21 protein-coding genes are annotated in these 20,546 nt (G+C 55.6%); 9 read left to right on the top strand and 12 right to left on the bottom strand.

What is annotated here, in order from left to right:
* Positions 1 to 11 precede the first annotated feature (11 nt).
* Positions 12 to 431, top strand: coding sequence for a cytidine deaminase (gene cdd / locus A6R74_RS10940; protein WP_064234525.1), 420 nt, complete (start codon positions 12 to 14; stop codon positions 429 to 431).
* Here the strand turns inward: cdd and A6R74_RS10935 are convergent.
* From A6R74_RS10935 to A6R74_RS10925, 3 genes are all read right to left on the bottom strand, one after another.
* Positions 428 to 1,417, bottom strand: a complete 990-nt coding sequence (locus A6R74_RS10935; protein ID WP_064234524.1) for a LacI family DNA-binding transcriptional regulator — start codon at positions 1,415 to 1,417, stop codon at positions 428 to 430. The genes cdd and A6R74_RS10935 overlap by 4 nt on opposite strands.
* A 74-nt stretch (positions 1,418 to 1,491) precedes the next feature.
* Positions 1,492 to 2,541: a Gfo/Idh/MocA family protein gene (locus tag A6R74_RS10930; RefSeq protein ID WP_064234523.1), complete on the bottom strand. Its 1,050-nt coding sequence runs from the start codon at positions 2,539 to 2,541 to the stop codon at positions 1,492 to 1,494.
* Complete coding sequence (locus A6R74_RS10925) at positions 2,538 to 3,317, bottom strand: ThuA domain-containing protein (RefSeq protein WP_064234522.1); 780 nt, start codon at positions 3,315 to 3,317, stop codon at positions 2,538 to 2,540. The genes A6R74_RS10930 and A6R74_RS10925 overlap by 4 nt, the downstream gene beginning before the upstream one ends.
* Positions 3,318 to 3,550: 233 nt before the next feature.
* On the opposite strand from A6R74_RS10925, the gene A6R74_RS10920 reads away from it, so the two are divergent.
* Positions 3,551 to 4,675, top strand: coding sequence for an aminotransferase class V-fold PLP-dependent enzyme (locus tag A6R74_RS10920; RefSeq protein ID WP_064234521.1), 1,125 nt, complete (start codon positions 3,551 to 3,553; stop codon positions 4,673 to 4,675).
* Between the two features lie 58 nt (positions 4,676 to 4,733).
* Here A6R74_RS10920 and A6R74_RS10915 read toward each other — a convergent pair whose 3' ends face one another.
* Both A6R74_RS10915 and A6R74_RS10910 read right to left on the bottom strand, forming a co-directional pair.
* Complete coding sequence (locus A6R74_RS10915) at positions 4,734 to 5,423, bottom strand: CBS domain-containing protein (protein ID WP_064234520.1); 690 nt, start codon at positions 5,421 to 5,423, stop codon at positions 4,734 to 4,736.
* 160 nt (positions 5,424 to 5,583) lie between these two features.
* Positions 5,584 to 7,029: a hypothetical protein gene (locus tag A6R74_RS10910; RefSeq protein WP_064234519.1), complete on the bottom strand. Its 1,446-nt coding sequence runs from the start codon at positions 7,027 to 7,029 to the stop codon at positions 5,584 to 5,586.
* A 114-nt stretch (positions 7,030 to 7,143) separates the two neighbouring features.
* Between A6R74_RS10910 and A6R74_RS10905 the strand changes: the two genes are divergently transcribed.
* Together A6R74_RS10905 and A6R74_RS10900 are read left to right on the top strand one after the other, a co-directional pair.
* Positions 7,144 to 8,187, top strand: coding sequence for a J domain-containing protein (locus A6R74_RS10905; RefSeq protein WP_064234518.1), 1,044 nt, complete (start codon positions 7,144 to 7,146; stop codon positions 8,185 to 8,187).
* Positions 8,188 to 8,295: 108 nt separating this feature from the next.
* Positions 8,296 to 8,727, top strand: a complete 432-nt coding sequence (locus tag A6R74_RS10900) for a hypothetical protein (RefSeq protein ID WP_064234517.1) — start codon at positions 8,296 to 8,298, stop codon at positions 8,725 to 8,727.
* On the opposite strand, the gene A6R74_RS10895 is transcribed toward A6R74_RS10900, so the two are convergent.
* Complete coding sequence (locus A6R74_RS10895; protein ID WP_064234516.1) at positions 8,644 to 11,148, bottom strand: mechanosensitive ion channel family protein; 2,505 nt, start codon at positions 11,146 to 11,148, stop codon at positions 8,644 to 8,646. The two genes, A6R74_RS10900 and A6R74_RS10895, sit on opposite strands and share 84 nt — an antisense overlap.
* 156 nt (positions 11,149 to 11,304) lie before the next feature.
* Here A6R74_RS10895 and A6R74_RS10890 point away from each other — a divergent pair, with 156 nt between their 5' ends.
* Positions 11,305 to 12,315 carry an amidoligase family protein gene (locus tag A6R74_RS10890; RefSeq protein WP_064234515.1) on the top strand — a complete coding sequence of 337 codons (1,011 nt, stop codon included), beginning with the start codon at positions 11,305 to 11,307 and terminating at the stop codon, positions 12,313 to 12,315.
* A 60-nt stretch (positions 12,316 to 12,375) separates the two neighbouring features.
* Entirely contained in the window at positions 12,376 to 13,056 is a 681-nt protein-coding gene (locus tag A6R74_RS10885; protein ID WP_064234514.1) for a gamma-glutamyl-gamma-aminobutyrate hydrolase family protein, read from the top strand.
* A gap of 8 nt (positions 13,057 to 13,064) precedes the next feature.
* Here the strand turns inward: A6R74_RS10885 and tpx are convergent, their stop codons facing one another.
* Positions 13,065 to 13,565 carry a thiol peroxidase gene (gene tpx / locus A6R74_RS10880; protein ID WP_064234513.1) on the bottom strand — a complete coding sequence of 167 codons (501 nt, stop codon included), beginning with the start codon at positions 13,563 to 13,565 and terminating at the stop codon, positions 13,065 to 13,067.
* A 136-nt stretch (positions 13,566 to 13,701) separates the two neighbouring features.
* Between tpx and A6R74_RS10875 the strand changes: the two genes are divergently transcribed.
* A complete protein-coding gene (locus A6R74_RS10875; RefSeq protein ID WP_064234512.1) occupies positions 13,702 to 14,418 on the top strand; it encodes a glutamine amidotransferase in 717 nt (238 codons plus the stop codon).
* Positions 14,419 to 14,435: 17 nt separating this feature from the next.
* Here the strand turns inward: A6R74_RS10875 and nfi are convergent, their stop codons facing one another.
* The 3 genes from nfi to A6R74_RS10860 all read right to left on the bottom strand — a co-directional run bounded on the left by nfi (position 14,436) and on the right by A6R74_RS10860 (position 17,278).
* Positions 14,436 to 15,122: a deoxyribonuclease V gene (nfi, locus tag A6R74_RS10870; RefSeq protein WP_064234511.1), complete on the bottom strand. Its 687-nt coding sequence runs from the start codon at positions 15,120 to 15,122 to the stop codon at positions 14,436 to 14,438.
* 161 nt (positions 15,123 to 15,283) lie between these two features.
* Complete coding sequence (locus A6R74_RS10865) at positions 15,284 to 16,999, bottom strand: DEAD/DEAH box helicase (RefSeq protein WP_064234510.1); 1,716 nt, start codon at positions 16,997 to 16,999, stop codon at positions 15,284 to 15,286.
* 3 nt (positions 17,000 to 17,002) lie between these two features.
* The gene (locus tag A6R74_RS10860; RefSeq protein ID WP_240488213.1) at positions 17,003 to 17,278 is read right to left on the bottom strand and encodes a hypothetical protein; all 276 of its coding nucleotides are present in this window, start codon (positions 17,276 to 17,278) and stop codon (positions 17,003 to 17,005) included.
* 304 nt (positions 17,279 to 17,582) lie between these two features.
* Here A6R74_RS10860 and A6R74_RS10855 point away from each other — a divergent pair, with 304 nt between their 5' ends.
* Together A6R74_RS10855 and A6R74_RS10850 are read left to right on the top strand one after the other, a co-directional pair.
* Positions 17,583 to 17,780 carry a CsbD family protein gene (locus tag A6R74_RS10855; RefSeq protein WP_027959898.1) on the top strand — a complete coding sequence of 66 codons (198 nt, stop codon included), beginning with the start codon at positions 17,583 to 17,585 and terminating at the stop codon, positions 17,778 to 17,780.
* A 102-nt stretch (positions 17,781 to 17,882) separates the two neighbouring features.
* Positions 17,883 to 18,365: a PRC-barrel domain-containing protein gene (locus A6R74_RS10850; protein WP_064234509.1), complete on the top strand. Its 483-nt coding sequence runs from the start codon at positions 17,883 to 17,885 to the stop codon at positions 18,363 to 18,365.
* Positions 18,366 to 18,452: 87 nt separating this feature from the next.
* Here the strand turns inward: A6R74_RS10850 and A6R74_RS10845 are convergent, their stop codons facing one another.
* A complete protein-coding gene (locus tag A6R74_RS10845; RefSeq protein ID WP_064234508.1) occupies positions 18,453 to 19,445 on the bottom strand; it encodes a glutathione S-transferase family protein in 993 nt (330 codons plus the stop codon).
* 91 nt (positions 19,446 to 19,536) lie between these two features.
* Complete coding sequence (locus A6R74_RS10840; RefSeq protein ID WP_064234507.1) at positions 19,537 to 20,460, bottom strand: LysR family transcriptional regulator; 924 nt, start codon at positions 20,458 to 20,460, stop codon at positions 19,537 to 19,539.
* Between the last annotated feature and the right edge of the window lie 86 nt (positions 20,461 to 20,546).

The following is a 20,546-nucleotide window of genomic DNA, read 5'->3' as shown; positions in this document are numbered from 1 at the left end:
AGGAAGTTGTGATGAGTCAGCAAACGGATGAAGTATCAGCAGAGATCGTTGAGCAGCTATTCAGCGCGCGGGCTAACGCTTATGTGCCCTACTCAGCACACCCGGTGGCATCAGTAATGGTGACGCCGGATGGCCAGCAGTTTGCGGGCACTAACGTAGAAGTCGCGCACTACAAAGGCCTATGCGCCGAAGCCTCGGCCATCTCCGCCATGATCACCGCGGGTCAGCGACAGCTGGCCACCGTCTACGTCATGGGCCCTGGCGATCACCTGTGCACACCTTGCGGCGACTGCCGCCAGCGCATCCGCGAGTTCGCCACGCCCGAGACACAGATCAAGGTGCTCTCCGGCAGCGGTAAGTTGATGAAAACCTACTCCATGGAAGCCCTGCTGCCCGATGGTTTTGGGCCTGAACAACTGCCGCCGCGTTAACTCGTTTCCCGTACTACCAGCGCCACCGGCAGCGATACGTGCCGGGGCGCTTCTCCCGCCCGCGCTTCTGCCAGCAATGCCATGCTCGTTGCGGCAATCTCGGCAATATCCTGACGTACCGTGGTTAGCCCAGTGGCTAGGGTGGGCAGATCATCAAAACCGGTGACTGCCACTTGGCCCGGCACCTCAATCCCGCGATCTTCCAGTGCGGCCACACAGCCCAGCGCTAGCTCGTCGGTGGCACATACCAGCGCATCAAACGGCAGTGTTTGAGCGCCCATCTTGTCCAAGTAACTATTCAGATAGCGATAGCTGTTTAAGGAATCCGATGCAAAGCGGTGCGGCAAGCTGATCAACTGCTCATTGAGTCCCGCCTCAGCCAACGCCTGACGATAGCCCTCCAAACGGCTATGGGGGCGCGGAACCTCTAGCTCACCGCCCATAAAGGCTAGCCGCTGGCGCCCATGACCAATCAGATAAGCGGTGATTTCATACAGCCCCTGTCGATCGTCAGGAGCAACGGAAAAACCCTCCCCAGCGTCGCCAATGCGCACAAAGGGAATCGCCGCAGCCTTTAGCAGTGCGGGGCGTTCATCATCCGGCGCTTCACCGAGTAAAATAGCTGCCCCCGCGCGTTCGGGTAACTCACCCGTTTGCTGGTGATTAAAAAACACTGGCACCATCCCCTGCTGATGAAGCGCCACCGTAAGGTGCTGGTAGAGCAAGATATAGTAAGGTCGCAGCTCAATATCCTGACGACCCAGGGAGATACCCACCACCGCCGATTTGCCACTGATTAACTGGCGAGCAGCGGCGCTGGGCTGGTAGGCCACCTCGCGGCTAATCGCCAAAATCTTTTCACGTAGGGCGTCGCTTAGCCCAGGCTTGCTATTCAACGCCCGGCTGACCGAGGCAATCGACACCTCGGCCCGCCGGGCTATTTCGCGAATGGTGGCCGTTTGGGCGCCTTGTTTACTCTCTCTCACTGACTATTTCTCGCCCTATCTCTCACCTGGAATGCTTCCAGTGTGCCGAAAAACGCCCGGCGTTGCGACGCTGATTACACTCCAATTTCCAGACTGCGATCTTCCTGACTGGATATAACGCAGGCATCAAGAACGGTTTGGATCGCCGCGCCGCGGGCGAAATCCGGTTGGTCGTTTTGGCCACTGCGGATGCTTTCCACAAAGCGCTGATAGATACTCGCCGTGGGCGGAGCCTTCACTGTGCTCCACCGTGCAGGATGAACGTCCTCATCCAGGCATACCTGCACCTCGTCTCTTGAGGTATCTAAATCGACCCGAATAGCGCCTTTATCGCCGTGTACACTCAGGGTTAACGAGTTGTGATGCCCGGTCGCCCAGCGGGTAGCCTGAAGGGTGCCCTTGGCTCCATTGGCAAAGGTCACACGCATTAGGGCGGTATCGTTGGCGTCCAGCAGGTAATCTCCGATGCGGTTATCCGGCGCTTTCTCAAAGCAGGTCAGCTCGCAGTTTACGTGGGTAATATCGCCAACGGGGAAGCTGGCGAAATCGACAATATGCACGCCCACATCGCCCAGCACGCCTTTGCTGCCATGGGCTTCTGAGAGCCGCCAAAGCCACTGGCTATCCTGATCCCAACGCCCCCAGGCATGGCTGACCAGCCAACTCTGTCGGTAGCTGGCGTCTACGTGACGAACCTGCCCAATGGCCCCGGCGGTAATGAGTGCACGGGCGTGCTGTATGGCTGGCGCATCGCGATAGCTAAAGTTGACCATGTTGATGACGTTGGCAGCCTGGGCCGCTTGGGCCATCTCACGAGCATCTTGCGCATTAGTGGCCAGCGGTTTTTCACACAGGATATGCTTACCTGCAGCAATCGCGGCCAGAGAGGTTAGTTTATGAACGCCATCCGGCGTGACGTTGCTAACGGCCTGAATATCCTCCCGCGCTAACATGGCTTCCAGGTCATCATACACATCGGCAATGCCATAGCGGCCAGCAAAATCGCGCGCCTTGGCCAAATCTATATCACACACCGCGACGACTTCCACTCCCTCAATGCGGCCAAAGTGCTTGGCGTGCTCGCCCGCCATGCTACCGGCGCCAATAATCGCTAAATGGATCATTTGAAGCCCCCTTCGCCGGGTTTATGCAGCCCTTCGCCTTTTATTTCCACCGGGTTGGGCGCCTGATCAGCAGGGATATTGGGGCAGCTATCGATCCACCGGGAGCCTTCCGGGCGCGCCCAATGCACTGCGTTTTTCAGTACCGTTTTAACCTGTTCGTTGTAGTAGATTGGGTAGGTTTCGTGGCCAGGGCGGAAGTAGAAAATTTTGCCGTTGCCGCGCTTGTAAGTCAGCCCTGAACGGAAGACCTCTCCGCCTTCAAAGGCACTGATAAAGATCACCTCGTCAGGGTTGGGTACCGCAAACGGCTCGCCGTACATTTCGGTATGCGGTAGTTCGATATAGTCGCCCAGCCCCTGCACAATCGGATGCCCGGGGTTCACCACCCATAGCCGCTCGCGCTCCCCCGCTTCCCGCCACTTGAGAGAGCAGGTGGTGCCCATCAAGCGTTTGAAGATTTTTGCGTAGTGCCCAGAGTGCAGCACAATCAACCCCATGCCCTGCAGCACGCGTTTCTGTACGCGATCAACCGTTTCCTCCAGCACATCGCCATGGGCAGCGTGGCCCCACCACAGCAGCACATCAGTATTTTCGAGGATCGCTTCGCTTAGCCCTTGCTTGTGGTCTTGCAAGGTGACGGCGGTTGCATTGAGCTCTTCCGCTTCATTGAGGCCTTCGGCGATGCAGTGGTGCATGCCGTCTGGGTAGATTCGCGCCACAACTTCATTGGTTTGTTCGTGGACGTTTTCCCCCCATACCGTGACATTAATGGTCATCTTCTCTCCTCAGCTAGACTGGTAGTAGCGCCCAAAAAGCGTCTTTGAAGCGCTTAGCCGCTAAAGTAAACGTTTACTATCAAAACGTAAACGTTTACTCGAATACACCTTTAGTCGCGATCACGCCGTCCAACGCTGCCTCAAACGCTATTGGCATCGCTACTGAGTTATCCGTATTCTTACCCATGATCTCGCGCCTAAACGCAGCGCATACCCAATCACAGGAGAACGCCATGGCTGGTTTACTGCCCAACGTCGACCCCGAAGGCTTGCTTGAGTACTCAGTGGTTTATACAGACCGCTCCTTGAATCACATGTCACAGCAGTTTCAAGGCGTGATGCGCGACATTTCTGCCACGCTGAAAGAGGTGTACAACGCCCAAGCGGCCGTTATCGTGCCCGGTAGCGGCACCTTTGGCATGGAAGCCGTCGCGCGCCAGTTTGCCGTCGATCAAAACACCCTGGTCATTCGGAACGGCTGGTTCAGCTACCGCTGGACACAAATTATTGAGATGGGCCGCTTAACCGATCAGCACAGTGTGCTGAAAGCACGGCGTCTGAATGCCGATGACCCGCGCTCGCCCTTTCAGCCGGTGCCTGTTGATGAGGCCGTGGCGCAGATTCGCAGAGGCAAACCTGCCGTGGTGTTCGCCCCGCAAGTCGAAACCTCTGCTGGTTTGCTACTTCCTGATGACTATATTCAAGCGCTCGCCGAGGCCACTCACGAGGTAGGCGGTCTGTTTGTGTTAGACGCCATTGCCGCTGGCACCCTGTGGGTGGATATGCAGGCACTCGGGATTGACGTGGTAGTAAGTGCACCGCAAAAAGGCTGGAGCGGCTCGCCCTGCTGCGCCATGGTCATGCTCTCAGAACGTGCTACCCAGCGCTTAAGTGAGACTCAGAGCAATAGCTTTGCCTGCGATTTGGGCAAGTGGCACAGCATTATGCAGGCCTATGAAAATGGCGGACACGCCTACCACGCCACTATGCCTACCGATGCACTGCGGCAGTTACGGGATATTATGCAGGAGACCCGTGCTTACGGCTTTGCCAAGGTAAAACAGGAGCAGCAAACGATTGGTCGGGAAGTCCGCTCCATGCTTAAACGCCATGGTTTTGTCAGCGTTGCGGCGGAAGGCTTTGAAGCCCCCGGCGTGGTGGTGTGCTATAGCGACGATAGCGGCTTAGTGGCCAAACTGGCCCAGGCGGGCGTTCAAGTGGCGGGCGGTGTGCCGCTAATGTGCGATGAAGGCGACAACTTCCAAACCTTCCGCATAGGTCTATTTGGCCTCGATAAACTGCATCACACAGAGCGCAGCGTAAACAGCTTGGAGCAGGCGATTAAAGCAGTGGTTTAAGAGCGTGTTTAAGAGAGCAAGGAAGGAACAGCCCGCTATTAACATAGCGGGCTTGATGTCACATATATCCCACGCCACGCGGCATCATACCCAGGTGGTTTTCGACCTTAGTGACCCCAGGTACGTTTTCTGCGGCCACTGCTACTGCCTGCTTCTGCTCAAGGGATTCGACCAGCCCCCAGACTTCTACCGCACCGCCATCCACAATCACACTAATGCCTTCGACCTGTACGCCGGTATTATTCTCCACCTCTTTGAGAATAGCCTCGCGAATCTGCCTGTCATCCGTGGGTGACTGGGTCGGTGCCACCGCCGCATTGGCAATACCTTGTAGCAGGTTAGCGCGGCTGACAATGCCCACCAGCTTGCCGTCACGCAGCACTGGCACCCGCTTGATATGGTGTTTTTCCAACATTCGCGCAATGGTATGCAGCGGTGTGTTCTCTTCCACGGTCATTGGATTCGGGGTCATGACCTCGTGCGCTTTACGACCATGTGACTTAACGTAGTCGCCAGCATCTTTACCGCCGGTAAACAGCGTTAACCACCAAGCGTCACGATGGTTACCGTCATTTTTTACCCGGCGCATTAAATCGCCTTCGCTGACAATGCCTATTACTCTGTGCTCGTCATCCACCACAGGAACGGCACTGATACGATGATTGAGCAGCAGTTGGGCAATTTCGCGCACTTCAGCGTCGGGGCCCACACTGACCACTTTGGGGGTCATAATATCGATAGCTTGCATGGTTCTCCTCCTTGCGCCAATCTTTAAGACACACCTAAAGACTGAACCACAAATGCAGGTTGCCCTGCCTGTTCTTTGAGCCTAGTTCGCTGCCGGCAGTTTGCCTATGCCGGTTGGTTATCTCAAAGAGCGCATTGAGGCTGCGTTGATCTAGCGCAGTTTATTTGCCCTTTTCTGATGGCTGCTTATCCACCAGACTGCTCTCTTCCACTTTCTCAACATCGACAATGCCAGAGCGGCTAACGACGACCTTCCAGCGAGCAAGATAGGGCGTATCTTCACTGCCCGTCTCACGAATAACCAAGTTAAACAGATGGCGGCGCTCGACCCCCTCGCGCACCGCTTGGCCATCTTTGAGACGGTAGATGTGATGCTTGCCCTTACTCATTAGCCGGGTGAGCATGGAAATATCCAGATTGAGCGTTTCTCGGGTATGCTCGTAGCCGCTTAAAAAACGCGTGGGCGACATACGTGAGCTTGAACGGTAATGCAGCACCACCTCTTCCCGCTGAGCCACCTTTCGACGGCGCATCTGCTGAATATCCTCGCCCAGCGCGGCAAACCGCTTGTAGTCAAACCACTCCAGTTGACGCCCTACCAAGGCGTTATGCGTGGGATCGCGATACTGTCGACGCCACTTGGGGCGGCCTTTGCGCAGCCAGCGCCACAAGGTATTGCGCAAATCATCCTTAAACACTTCGCGCATGGCGTAGAGCAGCGCCATCGCTAATACGAACAGGGCGGTGATCCCCCCCAGCACGCTGCGCAGTTGCAGTACACCCAAGGTGACAAATGTCATCACCACGGCTGTCGCCAGGGCCTTAACCGCTTTCTGCTCACCGCCACCCAGCTCTAACGCTTCTTGTTTCAGGGTGATCGGATGTTCGATCAAGCGCCGCAGCAGGCGCATTTTATTCGACATGCGGGTAGGGTCGGCCATCACCCGCTCAGCGTTGTACTGCTGCTCGCGGCGGTAGTCATCCTCACGATGGCAGACGCTGATAAAACGGCGACGAATATCGGTAAACTCTCCTCCTCGGGGCATATGGGCTACCAACGCCAGCAACTGCTGTTCGGTAAACCAGGAGAGGTAATTATCAATATTGGCAAAGTACTTATTGAAGCTTTCATCATCAGGCTGATGGCGTCGCAGCCGCTTGAGAATACCGTCACTTAGGTCGATCATTTCGTGCAGTTGATCGTGTAAGGCGACGGCACTCTGCTGTACCTCACGGTTCTCCTCCCGCTCCTCCTGGCGGGCGTGCCGCAACTTATTGGCACTCACCAGCATCGCTCGCGTCGTGCGCTCCATCGCTTCCACGTACTGGTAGGCGTAGAGGCTCAGACTCAAACGATACGAATCGCTGCCGAGGCGGTTACGGCTAGCCAATCGGCTATGCACCAAGGGTAAGAGATACTCGTCACTGTAGTAGGTGCGCGAAACATTGATGGCAGAATGATAAAAGGCTTCTTCTGAGATAAGCTGGGTACTTAAGCCAAGCTCGCCAGGCACAAAAAGATAGACGTCGAGATTATGCGATGTCTCTTCCTTGAGCCGCCGGGTAAGACGCAGCTGGAAGCTGTTTTTACGCTCAACGTTGATCAACTCATCAATCTCCTACTCCTTTGCCTAACGTGATGATATACCATGGCTAAAATAAACATGGTGCTGCACAAAGCCACCGCCCTTTGTTTACCTCTTCGTCTGTGGAGCTAGGAAATGTCCATTGCCCGTTTTTCACCCTTTGAGCTGTTGCTATTAAAGAGCCGCAGCCAAGTGGATACGGCAACCCTGCTGCTGTTGGCCTGGGTGCTGGTGCACCGCCAACACGTCTCAGAGGGGCAGCGGCGCCGCCGCCTGGCTCAGGTAACCGCACAGTTTCGCCATGGGCATGAGCTGGGCCCAGTGATGAGTATTGCCCATAGCCAAGACCTGCAAGCGATCCAATTAGCAGCCGAGGTGGTGCGCAAAGAGTGCGGCACAGAACGCTGCCTCAGCGTTATTCATCAAGCGATTACCGTTGCCACCGATGACGGCGAGCTGTCGCTGGCCAATCATTATATTTTGCGCTTTTTGGCTGATTTGCTAAGCGTTGCCCCGATGACTTTAAACACTCTGTTTAAGGAACTCACCGGCATCCCGCTTACCACCCCCGAAGACCCTAGCCGTGATGTCTACTGGCAAACTCACGACCCAGATTACCATGCCCGAAAAGCGCGCGAGGCCGAGGCGGCTGAACGGCAGCACCAACAGGCCAATGCCCGGGCCGAACAACAGCAGCGAAAAAAACAGCAGCGCCACCAACAGAAGCAGCAAAAACAGCAGGAGAAGCAGCAGCGCCAGGAACAGGCTCGCCAAGCCCGCGAACACGAACAGCAGCGCCAGCGAGAACAGACGCGCCAACAGGAACAACAGAGGCAGCAACAACAGCGCGAACGGGCCGAACGGGAACAGCAACGCCGCTCTCGTCAGCAAGACTCGTATCATCAAGACTCGTATCATCAAGACTCTTCTCATCAAGAGCGACGTAATCGCCAGCAGCGCGCGTCACCGCCGCCGCCCGACCGCACCACGCGGGCGCTTTCGGTGCTGGGACTTACCCCAGGCGCCACCCGTATAGAAGTTCGCCACGCCTACCGGCGAATGGCCCAGCTCCACCACCCAGACCGCTTCTATTCGGAAAGCGAGCACCAGGTAGCCTTGGCGTCAGCGCGGTTTCAGCGTATCAAAAACGCCTATGATTATTTGATGCAAACTTACTAAGACCATGTAACGCTATACCCTTCGCACTATGCACTGCGCTACGAGAAACAAGACCTAACAGAAACGTGGCCTAAGAGAAATGTGGTCTAAGAGAAACAATAGCTCCCTATGCGTGATTTGTACCAGCGCCTCGCGGTTTCCCCCGAGGCCAACGACCAGGAAATCAGCCAAGCCGTGACTAGCTGCCAGCATAGCGCACTACGTCAGGATGCCGAGGCGGTGTTCGCGGTTGCCGAACGCCGCGAAACCTACGATACGCTGCACGATACCCTCAGCGATATCGGCAGGCTACGCGCACGCCTGGGACTCAGCCACGGCGCCCACTGGCAGGGCGATGTCGCCAACGACTTTTCACTGCCACCCGACCATGCCATTTCGCGTCACGACGAACTGGTTGACCGCGTTAGCCACGCGGTCTCTCTGTATAACCGCTGGCGCCGATTACGTGGGCCGTGGCTACTGATCGCCGTTTTCGCCGCCGGAGCTGGCATAGGTATCGCTTTGGGTCTCGCCCTGTGCCTGGGGCTTTTGCCGATGTGAAGCCACGCGATTAGCCGTGTTATCGTGTTTACGTTCCTGTTCATCCTTGCGAATCTCGGCTTTAGTGGGGCGCGGCGCGGGCTTCGGCGGCGCCGGTTTCTTATGATGCTCGTCGTTTGATCCACTTGCTTGCGTCGTTTCTCCCTTGCCCTGCTCACTCTCAGACGAGCCATTTTGCAAAGAGAACGACGTCCCCGCGGCAGCCTCCATACGGTCTTCGGAGCGCGCTTCCATACTGAGACTGAGACGCGGCACACCCAAGTCAATCTCTTGGGCTTCCATACGCTGTTTAAGCAGCAGGTTAAACGCCCGTGAAACATCCCACTGCATCTCGGGCGCGGTGCGAAAGCGCATACGTAAAATGGGGCAACCCTCTTCAAAGCCCTGAACACCCTGCATCTCCAACGGCGACCAAATGTAGTGGCGCATCATCGGATCGCGGCGCAGCTCCTGGGCGGTCTCCTGCATCAACGTAATCGCATCGTCGATTTTCATATCAAACGGTATACGGATACGCATTAGAGCGATGCCAAACTGGCGCGACATATTATGAATCGATTCAATGCGGCTGAAGGTAATGATATGCACCACGCCGTCCAAATCACGCAGACGCACTGTGCGTAGTGTCAGTCCTTCGACCGTGCCCATATGACCATTGATCTGTACAAAGTCATCTACCGCCAGTGAATCTTCGATCAAGATAAAAATGCCGGTAATCAAATCCTGTACTAACGTCTGGGCACCAAAACCAATCGCCAGACCGATCACACCGGCACCGGCTAGCAGCGGCGTGACATTGACACCCAAATTAGCCAGTCCAGCGATGAAGGCAATAATCAAAATGGTGACAAAGATGACATTGCGGATCATCGGCGTGATGGTTTGTGCTCGGGCCTGATTGACCCGCCGCCCCCGGGAGCGCGCCGACGATGTCAGTGCCCGCTGAATGGCAGTATCGGCAAAGATCCACACCAGCCATGCCAGCAACACGGTAGAGCCCAGGCTCACTAGCGCTTGACCGATCCGTGCGCTGGCCACGGCCTGCTGACCCAGGCCAAAGAACGAACTGCCCCACACCTGCATCGAGAGTTCAGCAAACACCATCCACGAACAGATATGCGCCAACACAAAGCCGAAGCGCTCTAAACGCTTGCGATACTGGCTCTGACGATGTCGGTGTCGACGCTTGCCCATCCGTTCAGCCTGGCGGCGCAGCAACCCAGTGACCACCAGCGTTAACACCAGCAGGCTGGCTGAAATAATCGAGCGTGCCAGGGCGGTACCCACATCGCCGACAGTGATAAAAATCGCCAGCAAGGAGCCCATTACCATCAGCAGCGCCGGTATATGCCACAGCCCCCCCAGAGAGCGAACCATCTCGACGGCGGCATTGGCATCCCGACGCTGTTTGTAGGGGCGGTTGCAAATCAAATGGCGCACGGGACGTTTAAATTTAAGAATAAACCGCGCCGCGAGCAGCGCCGCCAGCATATTAGAAAGCACCGACACCAGGCTCGATAGCTCGCTACCCAGCATTTCGACCAGGCGAGAGGAGTTAACCGCATCGCCAAGCGCAATCAAGGCACCGATCACAAACAGGCCGCGCAAAGCGCGTTGTTGAAGTAGTTGTACCGCCGTAAACCGATGGCCGCGGCTAAAGAACGCGATCACCGTTTCAAATACCACCGAGAGTGCTCGGCCACACAGGCAGATATAGGCCACCACAAGCACTAATGTCCGCCCAGGGCTATCGGGCAGCACTTGACCAACACCCAGCGTAATAGCAAACGCCAACGCCCAGGGCAACATACGGCGCAAGAAGTGCACCGCCATCAACCAGCCTTTTGGATCCCAAGGTAGATCGAGCGGCCACTCCCGCCGGGTAGCCACCATCCGTCCAAAAGCAATCATGACGACCAGCAGCACGCCCCAAATCAGCGCGAGCACGGCCCCCTCGGCCACCGCCCGAATTGCCTCACCCTGGTCGGCATCATCATTAAGCGCGCGCAAATCCTCAACACCTTGCGCCAATTGACGCGCCCACTCATCAATGGGAGAGCCACCCGCTTCGGCTTGGTCGCCAAGGTCACTTAAGGTGTCGGCGAGAGCCCCTAGCAGCCCCTGGCGCACTACGCCCTCATCCTCACTGGCAGCGTCAGCGGTGACCTGCAACTCACGTAGTGATTTAAGCAGCTCGGTGCGCTGCTGCTCGTTTTCGAGCATGGTGATGACGTCACTCAAGGACGCCTGGAACTCTTCACCACTCACCTCGGCCGCTTGCTCTTCGGATCCGCTGCTAAGCCCTGGCAGCGACACCACTTGCGCCTGGGCCTGGGTTATTGCCATGCTCGTCACTGCTAGGCTTGCTAACACAAATAAGACAACGCCTATTAGCGAGTTGATTAACCAGTGCTGTCGCACGCCTTACTCCTGAAAATTAGCCTTGATGGCGCCCTGCTTATCGTTTGCCACCGCTTCAGTTTACTGAACTTAGTCATAAGCTCAGGCCACAAGCTCAGTCTCAACGCGTGACTATGATAGGCTGGAGACTTAAACGTTCACCTCAAGGATGCCGAGATGACGCTACAAGCTCCGCCTAACCGCTTAAATAGCCACGGGAAAATCCGGCAAGTTGGGGTCGAAATTGAATTCGCAGGCCTGCCGCCCCGAGACACAGCGATGATTGTACGTGAGCTGTTTAGCGGGGAGCTTAACGTGGTAAGCCCCCATCGGCTACTCGTAGAGGGTACACGCTGGGGCGAATTTGGTATCGAGCTCGACACTCAGTACGCTCATCCAGACAAAACACTCGTTGAAGACCCACACGTCCAAGACAGCGAGTGGGCGCGCCATCAGCATCAGCGGCGAATCGAGTTTCATCAAAAAACCCGCGAATTGATTGGTGATATGGTCACCGGGTTGGTGCCTACCGAAATCGTTTGCCCACCGATACCTTGGAATGAGCTGGAAGATTTAGACGCGCTGTTTGAAGCACTCCGTGAGCACGGCGCTAAGGGCACCGATGCCAGCCTGCTGTATGGGTTTGGATTACACCTCAACCCAGAAGTGGAGCGCTTTGACGTTGATTACTTGCTGGCGATGCTACGCGCTTACCTGCTGCTGGCTGTCTGGCTGCGCGACGAAATCAAAGTGGACATTACCCGTGAGATGTTGCCCCACGCGAACCCATTTCACAAAACCTATGCGCTAAAAGTGCTGGATAGACGCTATACGCCGGATCTCGATACGCTGATTGATGACTACCTGCACTACAACCCAACGCGCAACCGCGAGCTGGATTTGCTGCCGCTGTTTGCCTACCTGCGCCCCGACCACTCCCATGAATTGCTGCATAATACGCTTACCAAGCCGCGGCCTACCTTTCACTATCGCCTCCCCAACGCCCAGCTTTCGCAGCCAGGCTGGGGCTCGGTGGTCGAGTGGAATCGCTGGGTAGAAGTTGAGAAACTGGCCGCTAATTCGGAAATTTTGCTTGCCCGCTGCGATGAGTACATCGCCGATCATAACCGACCAGTGCTGATCCGTTTAAAAGAGAAATTGGTTCGCTGGTTACGTCGTGAGCGCTAGCCTTCTTACAATGCTTCGTTTTGCATCTATCATTTTCTGTCACAGTGAGTAACGACCCGTATGACTCGGCCGCTTATCGGAATTACTACCTCTGACCAAAAAAGCCATTTAGCGTGGTGTTTCGATTGGTTTGCCGTCTGGCGGCACGGCGGTAAACCGCTTAGGTTATCGCCTTCGCGCCCGCAGCCAGAAAGCCTTGATGGCTTAATCGTTGGCGGCGGCGACGACATTCAGGCCCACCTTTATGGGGGCGAAGTCCAACTGGATGTACGCCTTGACCCCGCCCGGGATGAACTTGAGCTCACCCTACTTGAGCGCTTTATTCCACTAAACACCCCTGTACTGGGTATTTGCCGGGGGGCGCAATTAATCAATGTGCACCTTGGCGGCACCCTGGATCCTGATATCTATACGACCCATGAAGGGCTGAAACGGCGCCGAACTGTATTGCCGCGCAAAACTGTGGATATCGTAGGGGCGAGCAAATTGCACCGTTTGCTAGGCGTCACCTGGTGCCGGGTTAACAGCCTGCATCACCAAGCCGTTTATCAGGCAGGTAGAGGGATTGAAATCGTTGCACGTGACAGGGATGGTTTGGTGCAGGGCATTGAGTCGCGCGAACACGACTTTTTGATTGGCGTGCAGTGGCACCCAGAGTGGTTGATTTTCAACCGCCCCCAACAGCGCTTAATTCGCGCGCTGGTGAGGGCGTCAGAACAGCATGCTAAACGGAAGGCCTAACCAGGCGACTAGTTCAACACCGCTAAGGCCGCCTCGTAATCGGGCTCATTTTTCAACTCGCTCACCAGCTCGCTATGCAGCACTCGGTTGTCGGCATCCAGTACCACTACTGCACGGGCGCATAGCCCCTCCATGGGGTTGTTGCACAGTGCTACGCCCCAGGCTTCGCGAAATTCGGGGTGGCGGAAAGTCGATAGTGTTTCGACATTATCCAACCCTTCTGCACCACAAAAGCGTTTGGCCGCAAACGGTAAGTCTGCTGAAACAACCAATACCACTGTGTCCGCAAGGTTAGACGCCAGCTCGTTAAAGTGGCGCGTAGACATGGCACAGGTGGGCGTATCCACACTGGGAATGATATTCAGCACTTTACGCTTACCGGCATAAGTCTCCAGAGTAACGTCTTGCAAATCAGTGTTGGTCAGCGTCATCGCAGGCGCCGCCTGCCCTTTTGCAGGCAGTGTGCCAGCGACATCTAACGGCTCGCCTGCGCGGGTAATCTGTTGCATTATCTTCTCCTTATGAGGTTAACAATGAATACGTGTTGGCCATTTGGTAAGCCATGTTAGGCTATCTTCATGTCTTTGCGTTCTGCCTGAAAGGCCTTTGTTCAACGTTTGCGTTTCATCCTACCGAGGGAGTGATATGGCCTGTGTATTGATCGTTAAAACCGGCGACGCTTTTCCGGAAGTTGTCGACCAGCACGGTGATTTTGAAACGCTATTTGCAAAGCAGCTTAGCACGGCTATGCCCGCACATTTAGATTTACAGGTGTGGGATGCAACTCGCCAACCCAGCGCGCCTGAGCTTAAGACCCTCGCGGGCATTGTGATTACCGGCTCGCACAGTATGGTCAGTGAAGCCGAGCCCTGGAGCGAAGCACTCAAGCCGTGGCTGCAAGAGGCGTTAGCAAACGACACGCCAATGCTAGGCGTTTGCTACGGCCACCAGTTAATGGCCGCCGCTTTTGGTGGCGTGAGCGACTACCACCCGGCGGGTAGGGAATCCGGCACACGTACCGTGCGGCTAACCCAAGCGGGACAGCAAGACCCGCTGTTTGGCCAATTGCCGGAAAGCTTTGCTGCCCATCTGACCCATGCCCAATCGGTGATGCAGGCGCCTCACGGCTCCACGGTGCTGGCCCATAACAGCCACGACGCCCACCAAGCGCTGCGCTACGGCCCACGCCAGTGGAGCGTGCAGTTTCACCCTGAGTTTACTGCACCAGTAATGCGCGCCTACCTTGGTCGCCAGCGCGCCGCGCTGCGCGACCAGGGCGAAGAGCCCGATACGCTGCTGGCAAACATTGTGGACTGCCACGAAGCTTCCAGCCTACTGCGACGTTTTTTGGCGTTTGTGTAGCGCTTAGCACAAGCCGACTACTTACGCTGGTCACGTCGCGAAGCCAATCGATCCGCCAGCCGCGTTGGCTCAGGCAGCTTGGTGCGCCCTAAGCAGCGCATCACCCACTCAAGCGATGTCTCCAGGGTGATGCGATGCCCAGGCGATATGTAGACGGGTTTAACCCTGGTTCGGGAGCGTAAAACCGCCCCAATGGTCTCTTGCCCCGCGTAAAGCGGCACCCAGTCACCACGCTGATCGCCCACTTCAGTGTGTTGGCCACACAGGCGCGACTTGGCAATTCCAATAGTGGGCAAATCCAGCCATAGCCCTAAGTGAGCCGCCACCCCTAACCGGCGTGGGTGCGCAATCCCCTGACCATCGACCATGACCAGTTCAGGTATCACGTTGAGTTTCTCAAACGCGCCCAGCGCAGCGGGAATTTCGCGAAACGACAGCAGGCCGGGAATATACGGCATACGCGTTGGCTCACGGTGAACGACTTGCTCAACCACGCTTAACTCGGGTGCTGTGGCGGGGTTCCATTTTAATACCACCACCGCCGCCCGGGTGATTTCGCCCCCCTCTTCAAAACCAATATCTACCCCGGCGATATGCGTTACCGGTGCTAAGCGGTCTGTCATTTCTAAGCGTTTGGCCAATTGCGACTGCAGTGCCCTCGCCTCCCTCGGTGCCAGGTTCCATTGGTGTAGTGGTGTGAACATGGCTTCCTCCTTGAAACGGTGAATGGTGAATGGTGAATGGTGAATGGTGAATGGTGAATGGTGAATGGTGAATAAAGTAGCAAAAAAACGCCCCCGCACCAGTAAAGGTGCGGGGGCGTTGAGATATTCTCAGTTGCCGCTTGGCGGCAGCTGATTAATCCTTATGCGCGTTCGCGACGACGAACCGGCGCATCGCCTTCGTCACGACGACGGCGCGGAGCCCGCTCAGCCGGTGCGCTGTCTTCGCTGATTTCCAGCGGACGGCCAGCCACACGAGCACGGGCCATCTTAGTCAGAATCGTCGAGGGCAAGCCGCTCGGCAGTTCGACCACAGAGAAAGCGTTGCGAATATCGATACGACCGATACGCGCGCCTTCAATGCCGCCTTCATTAGCGAGAGCGCCAACAAGTTGGCCTGGCTTGACGCCATCTTTATGACCAACGGAGACGCGGTAGCGCGTCATGCCTTCGGTCGGGCCGCTAGTGCGTTCACGACGTGCACCCGGCTTACCGGCTGGCGCGCCATCACGCGAAGGCTTCTCTTTGCGCGGTGCCTGTAGGCGACCGATCGGCGCTTCGTCAGCACGTGCCATAGCGGCAAACGCACAGGTCAGCTCAATCGGGTCGTGACCTTCTTCGATCAGCCGCTCAATCAAGGCACGCTGCTCTTCTGCGCCTTTGGTTAAGGAAGCGATAACCCGGTTATGGAAGACGTCATCGCGGTGGGCGCGAATGGCAGCTTCATCAGGCAATGGCATTTCAGTCATTTTCTGACCGGTTGCCTGCTCCATCCAACCCACTTTGCGAGCTTCACGGAAGCCGGCAAAAGTAATCGCGATACCGCTACGCCCCGCACGACCGGTACGACCGATACGGTGCGTGTAGGCTTCCGCATCTTGCGGTAGGTCATAGTTGATCACGTGGGTGATGCGCGAAACGTCAAGACCACGCGCTGCCACATCGGTTGCGATCAGCACGTCGACTTTGCCACGCTTCAAGCGCGTAATAGTACGCTCACGCAGGCTCTGATCGAGATCACCCGACAGGCCAGCGGCGTTAACGCCACGAGCAGTTAACTGCTCAACCAGCGTGGTACACGCTGCACGAGTACGCACAAAGACGATGGCCCCATCGACCGGTTCGACTTCGAGAATACGCGAAAGAGCTTCAAGCTTAGCGCCGCCATCAACGCGCACAATGCGCTGTTCGATGTTTTCGCCGGTCGTAGTGCCGGACTCAATCGCGACTTTCACTGGGTTAACCAAATAACGGTTAACGATGCGCTCAATTTCAGTCGGCAGTGTCGCCGAGAAGAAAACACGCTGAGCATCTTTCGGGGTATCGGCAACCACGCGTTTTACGTCGTCGATAAAGCCCATGCGCAGCATTTCATCAGCTTCGTCCAGCACGAGGGCGGACAGGCCATCAAGCTTCAGGCTACCGCGATCCAGGTGGTCGATAATACGGCCGGGAGTACCCACAACGACTTGCGCGCCACGCTTAAGGGCGCCCAGCTGTTCACGGTACTCTTGGCCGCCACATAGGGTCGCAACTTCGAGACCTTTGAGGTTTTGGCCATACTTACTAAATGAGGCAGCTACTTGCTGAGCCAATTCGCGGGTTGGCGCCATCACCAACACTTGCGGCTCGCGGCGAGTCAGTTCTAAACGTGACAGTAACGGTAATGCAAACGCTGCAGTTTTGCCGGTACCCGTCTGGGCTTGGCCCAGCATATCGCGGCCTTCAAGCAGCGCGGGGATGGTTTGCGCTTGAATCGGCGAGGGAACTAGGTAGCCCTGTGATTCAACAGCAGACAGAACGGCAGGCAAAAGAGCCAGATCGCCGAAGCTCGGCGAGGCGACAGAAGTCGAGGTCATTAATCACACCTTGGTAGGCCGGTAAATACCGGCAAAAAACATCATAAGCGTCTCTGACTCTGTCATCACATAACGACATAACATGTGGTCGCTATCGAAACAGGCACCGCCGTAGCGGTCAAAGCCATCAATGGAGTCGGAGACGCCGGTCGCACCTAGCATCCGGTTGGCAAGCACCGCGTTAACGGGCCAACCGTTGTGGCGACCTACTGCGCCGATTTCACCCGTGTGGTGAAATACTGGAGGCGCGCCATCTTCACAGCAATGAACATCTAGCAAATGGCGAGATGTTCCCGTAAGCGTTGCTACGATTAGCTATTAATTTTGACTCATTAATAGCAGGCCCATTAACAACTGCGTTATTAATGGCTATGTAGACAAACACTCACCGTCATGATGGAGGGGTCAACACATGCGAGGAGGGCTCATCCTAACACCGCATTTTACTCATGACCAGTTTTTTCACGCACTTTCTCTTACCCCTCAATCTTGCACCACAATGAATCAAGCACTTGCACTTGTGCACATATAGTCTAACCTAAGAATTGCCTAAACAAGTTCACTATTCTCAAGGAGCGATGCAATGAACTGGGATCAAATTGAAGGCAAATGGAAAGAGATGAAGGGTAAGGCCCGTTCTAGCTGGGGCGAGCTTACTGACGATGAATTGGATCAGATCGGCGGTAAGAAAGATCAGTTGGTGGGCAAACTTCAGCAGAAATACGGTCTTGAGCGCGAAGAAGCAGAGCGCCAAGCCGACGACTGGGCTGATAAGCAGTAACTCTTTTACTGCACCTTTTACATTCTGTTTTAAGTAGGTCGATATTTTTATCCACATTCGGTAGGCGACCTACCTTCTATCGTAGCCACATGGAGAGATGCTATGCGTAAGACAATCCTGACTACAGTGATCAGTACCGCCCTACTGGGAAGCTTTGCGATGGGTGCTCATGCCCAAAACGAACCTCAGGGCATGTATTCTGCTGATGATATTCTTGATGCAGAGGTCTATTTTGCCGGCGGTTCCGGCGAAGAAATTGGCAACGTTGATGATATCTTGTTTGATGAAGAGATGCGTATCAGTGCCATTGTGATCGAAAGCGGTTCAGTACTTGGCCTAGGCGGTCGTGAAATCGTTGTTGATACCGATTACTTCACCCTAGAAACCGAAACGGAAGCCGACGGTGATACCGAACATCGCATCATGGTCGACGCCAGCCAGGAAGAGGTGGAAGCCTTCCCTGCTTATGATAATGACTGGTGGGAACAGACTAAAGCCAACGCCCGTGATGCCTGGCAAACGACCCAAGAAGGCGCTGAGAGCGCTTGGCAGCGCACTCGCGATGCGGTAAACGCAGACCAATAAGGTTGTTAAGTCAGTCAGCATCAATAGTTAAAAGGGCCGCCCAATGGGGTGGCCCTTTTTGATGAAAACCGCCTTGTGTCGGGTTTACTATTTCCGCCGCACCCCTTTGCCCGGCAAACGTTCCCGGTCATGAGACCGCTGAAAATCGAGTAGTGGGCCAGCAGGCACGATACGCGTCGGGTTAATCGTGTCGTGGCTATAATAGTAGTGGCGTTTGATGTGATCCATATTGACGGTCTCAGCCACCCCGGGCCACTGGTAGATTTCTCTCACGTAATTGGAAAGATTGGGGTAGTCCTCAATACGCTTAAAATTGCATTTGAAGTGACCATAGTAAACTGCATCAAACCGGATCAGCGTTGTAAACAGACGAATGTCCGCCTCGGTTAGCCACTCGCCTGCCAAATAACGCTGTTCAGCCAAGCGTGCTTCCATACGCCCTAGGGCGTCAAACAATGCCTTCACATGCTTTTCATAAACCGCCTGTTCGGTGGCAAAGCCCGATTTATAGACACCATTATTGATGTGGTCGTAGACATCAGCGTTAACGTCATCAATGATGCTACGCAGGTCTTGAGGGTAAAAATCCAGGTCGTTACCAGTCAACTCATCAAACGCACGATTAAACATACGCAGCAGATCCGCAGACTCATTATTAACAATGGCACTACGCTGTTTATCCCATAGCACGGGCACAGTAACACGGCCGGTATAGTGCGGGTCGGTCATGGTGTAGAGCTGATGGTGAAAGTCGACGTTGTTAATGGGGTCACCACTGGCGCCCTCGTCCTGGCGGTACGTCCAGCCTTGGTCGAGCATCAACGGGCTGACATGAGATGTACCGATCAGCGGCTCCAGCCCTTTCAACTTGCGCATAATCAAGGCGCGATGCGCCCAGGGGCAGGCGAGCGATACATATAAGTGATAGCGCTCTTTTTCAGCGGGGTGACAATCGCCGTCGGTCTCAGCCTGGTCACCCACCCAATCGCGCAACTGGGCAGATTCGCGTACAAACTCGCCGCCGTGCTTTTTGGTGTCATACCACTGGTCTTGCCATTCGCCGTTTACAAGTAGTCCCATGAAGCGTCTCCTGAAAAGTTTTTTGGGTCTTATAGCTATTGCATTACTTTTTTCAGCATACGCCCGCTTCAAGGAGGCTCAAGCGGATGTTTTACGGCCTTTCATTCGAGTCAGTCGAATCATGCAGCGCGCACTCGCTTACCACGGCTTGTTTCAGCGCAGCGGCCATCGCATGGGCCGCAGGCCCTGCCCGATCCCGGTCGCGGAAAATTATCTGAATCGGCACTTCGCGAATACCGCCCGCTGGCAGAGGTAGCGGTTTTAATTGACCACTTTTTAACTCTTCAGAAATACGTGTTTCCGGCATCCACGCAAACCCCAGGCCACGCCTTAGCATATCAAGCGAGGTGTTTAGGTGGCTGACGGTCCAGCGCTGCTCCGCTTTCAGCCAACCCGCGTTGGTTGATTGGCGCAGTGCTGAATCACGTACCACTAACTGCCGATGTTGGGCCAAGTCGCGCAGATCCAATGAGCGCCCCAATTGGTGCAGCGCATGCTGGGGATGCGCCACCGCAACAAAACGCACCGTTACCAGCGGCTCACCTAAAAAGCCCTGCGCCTCAATGCCAGAGACCACAAGATCTGCGCGGCCATCATAGAGCATCTCAATACCGCCATTGAGCACACTCTCGTGTAACTGAACACGCACCTGTGGGTACGTTTCCGAAAAGCGCTCCAACGCTTTGGCTTGAGCGGCAACAGGAAACACCTGATCGATTGCTACCACTACTTCCGCTTCTAAACCAGCGGCTAACCGGGTGGCGACATCCTCAAGCGACGCCGCGCTCTCGATTAATTGACGCGCACGCCGAAGCAGCAGCTCGCCCGCTTCAGTTAACCGCACTTGTCGGCCAATAGGCTCCAACACTTGGACGCCTAACTGCTCTTCTAATTTATGCACGGCATGATTCAGCGTGGAAGGGCTTTTATGTACAGCTTCTGCCGCACGCGCAAAGCCACCGTGGTCAACCACGGCGGCCAACATTTGCCATTGTGAAAGTGTTACCCGGGACATTTCGATTTCCTCAACGCAATACAGCGAAACAATGCGCTTAATGTTCGAAAAAGCATGTGTTCGAAAAGCATGGCTAGAATGCCAGG

This window comes from Halomonas sp. ALS9 (assembly GCF_001651035.1).
Lineage (GTDB): Bacteria > Pseudomonadota > Gammaproteobacteria > Pseudomonadales > Halomonadaceae > Vreelandella.
Note: the sequence above shows the minus strand (reverse complement) of the source record. Positions and strands in the feature narration are given on the sequence as shown.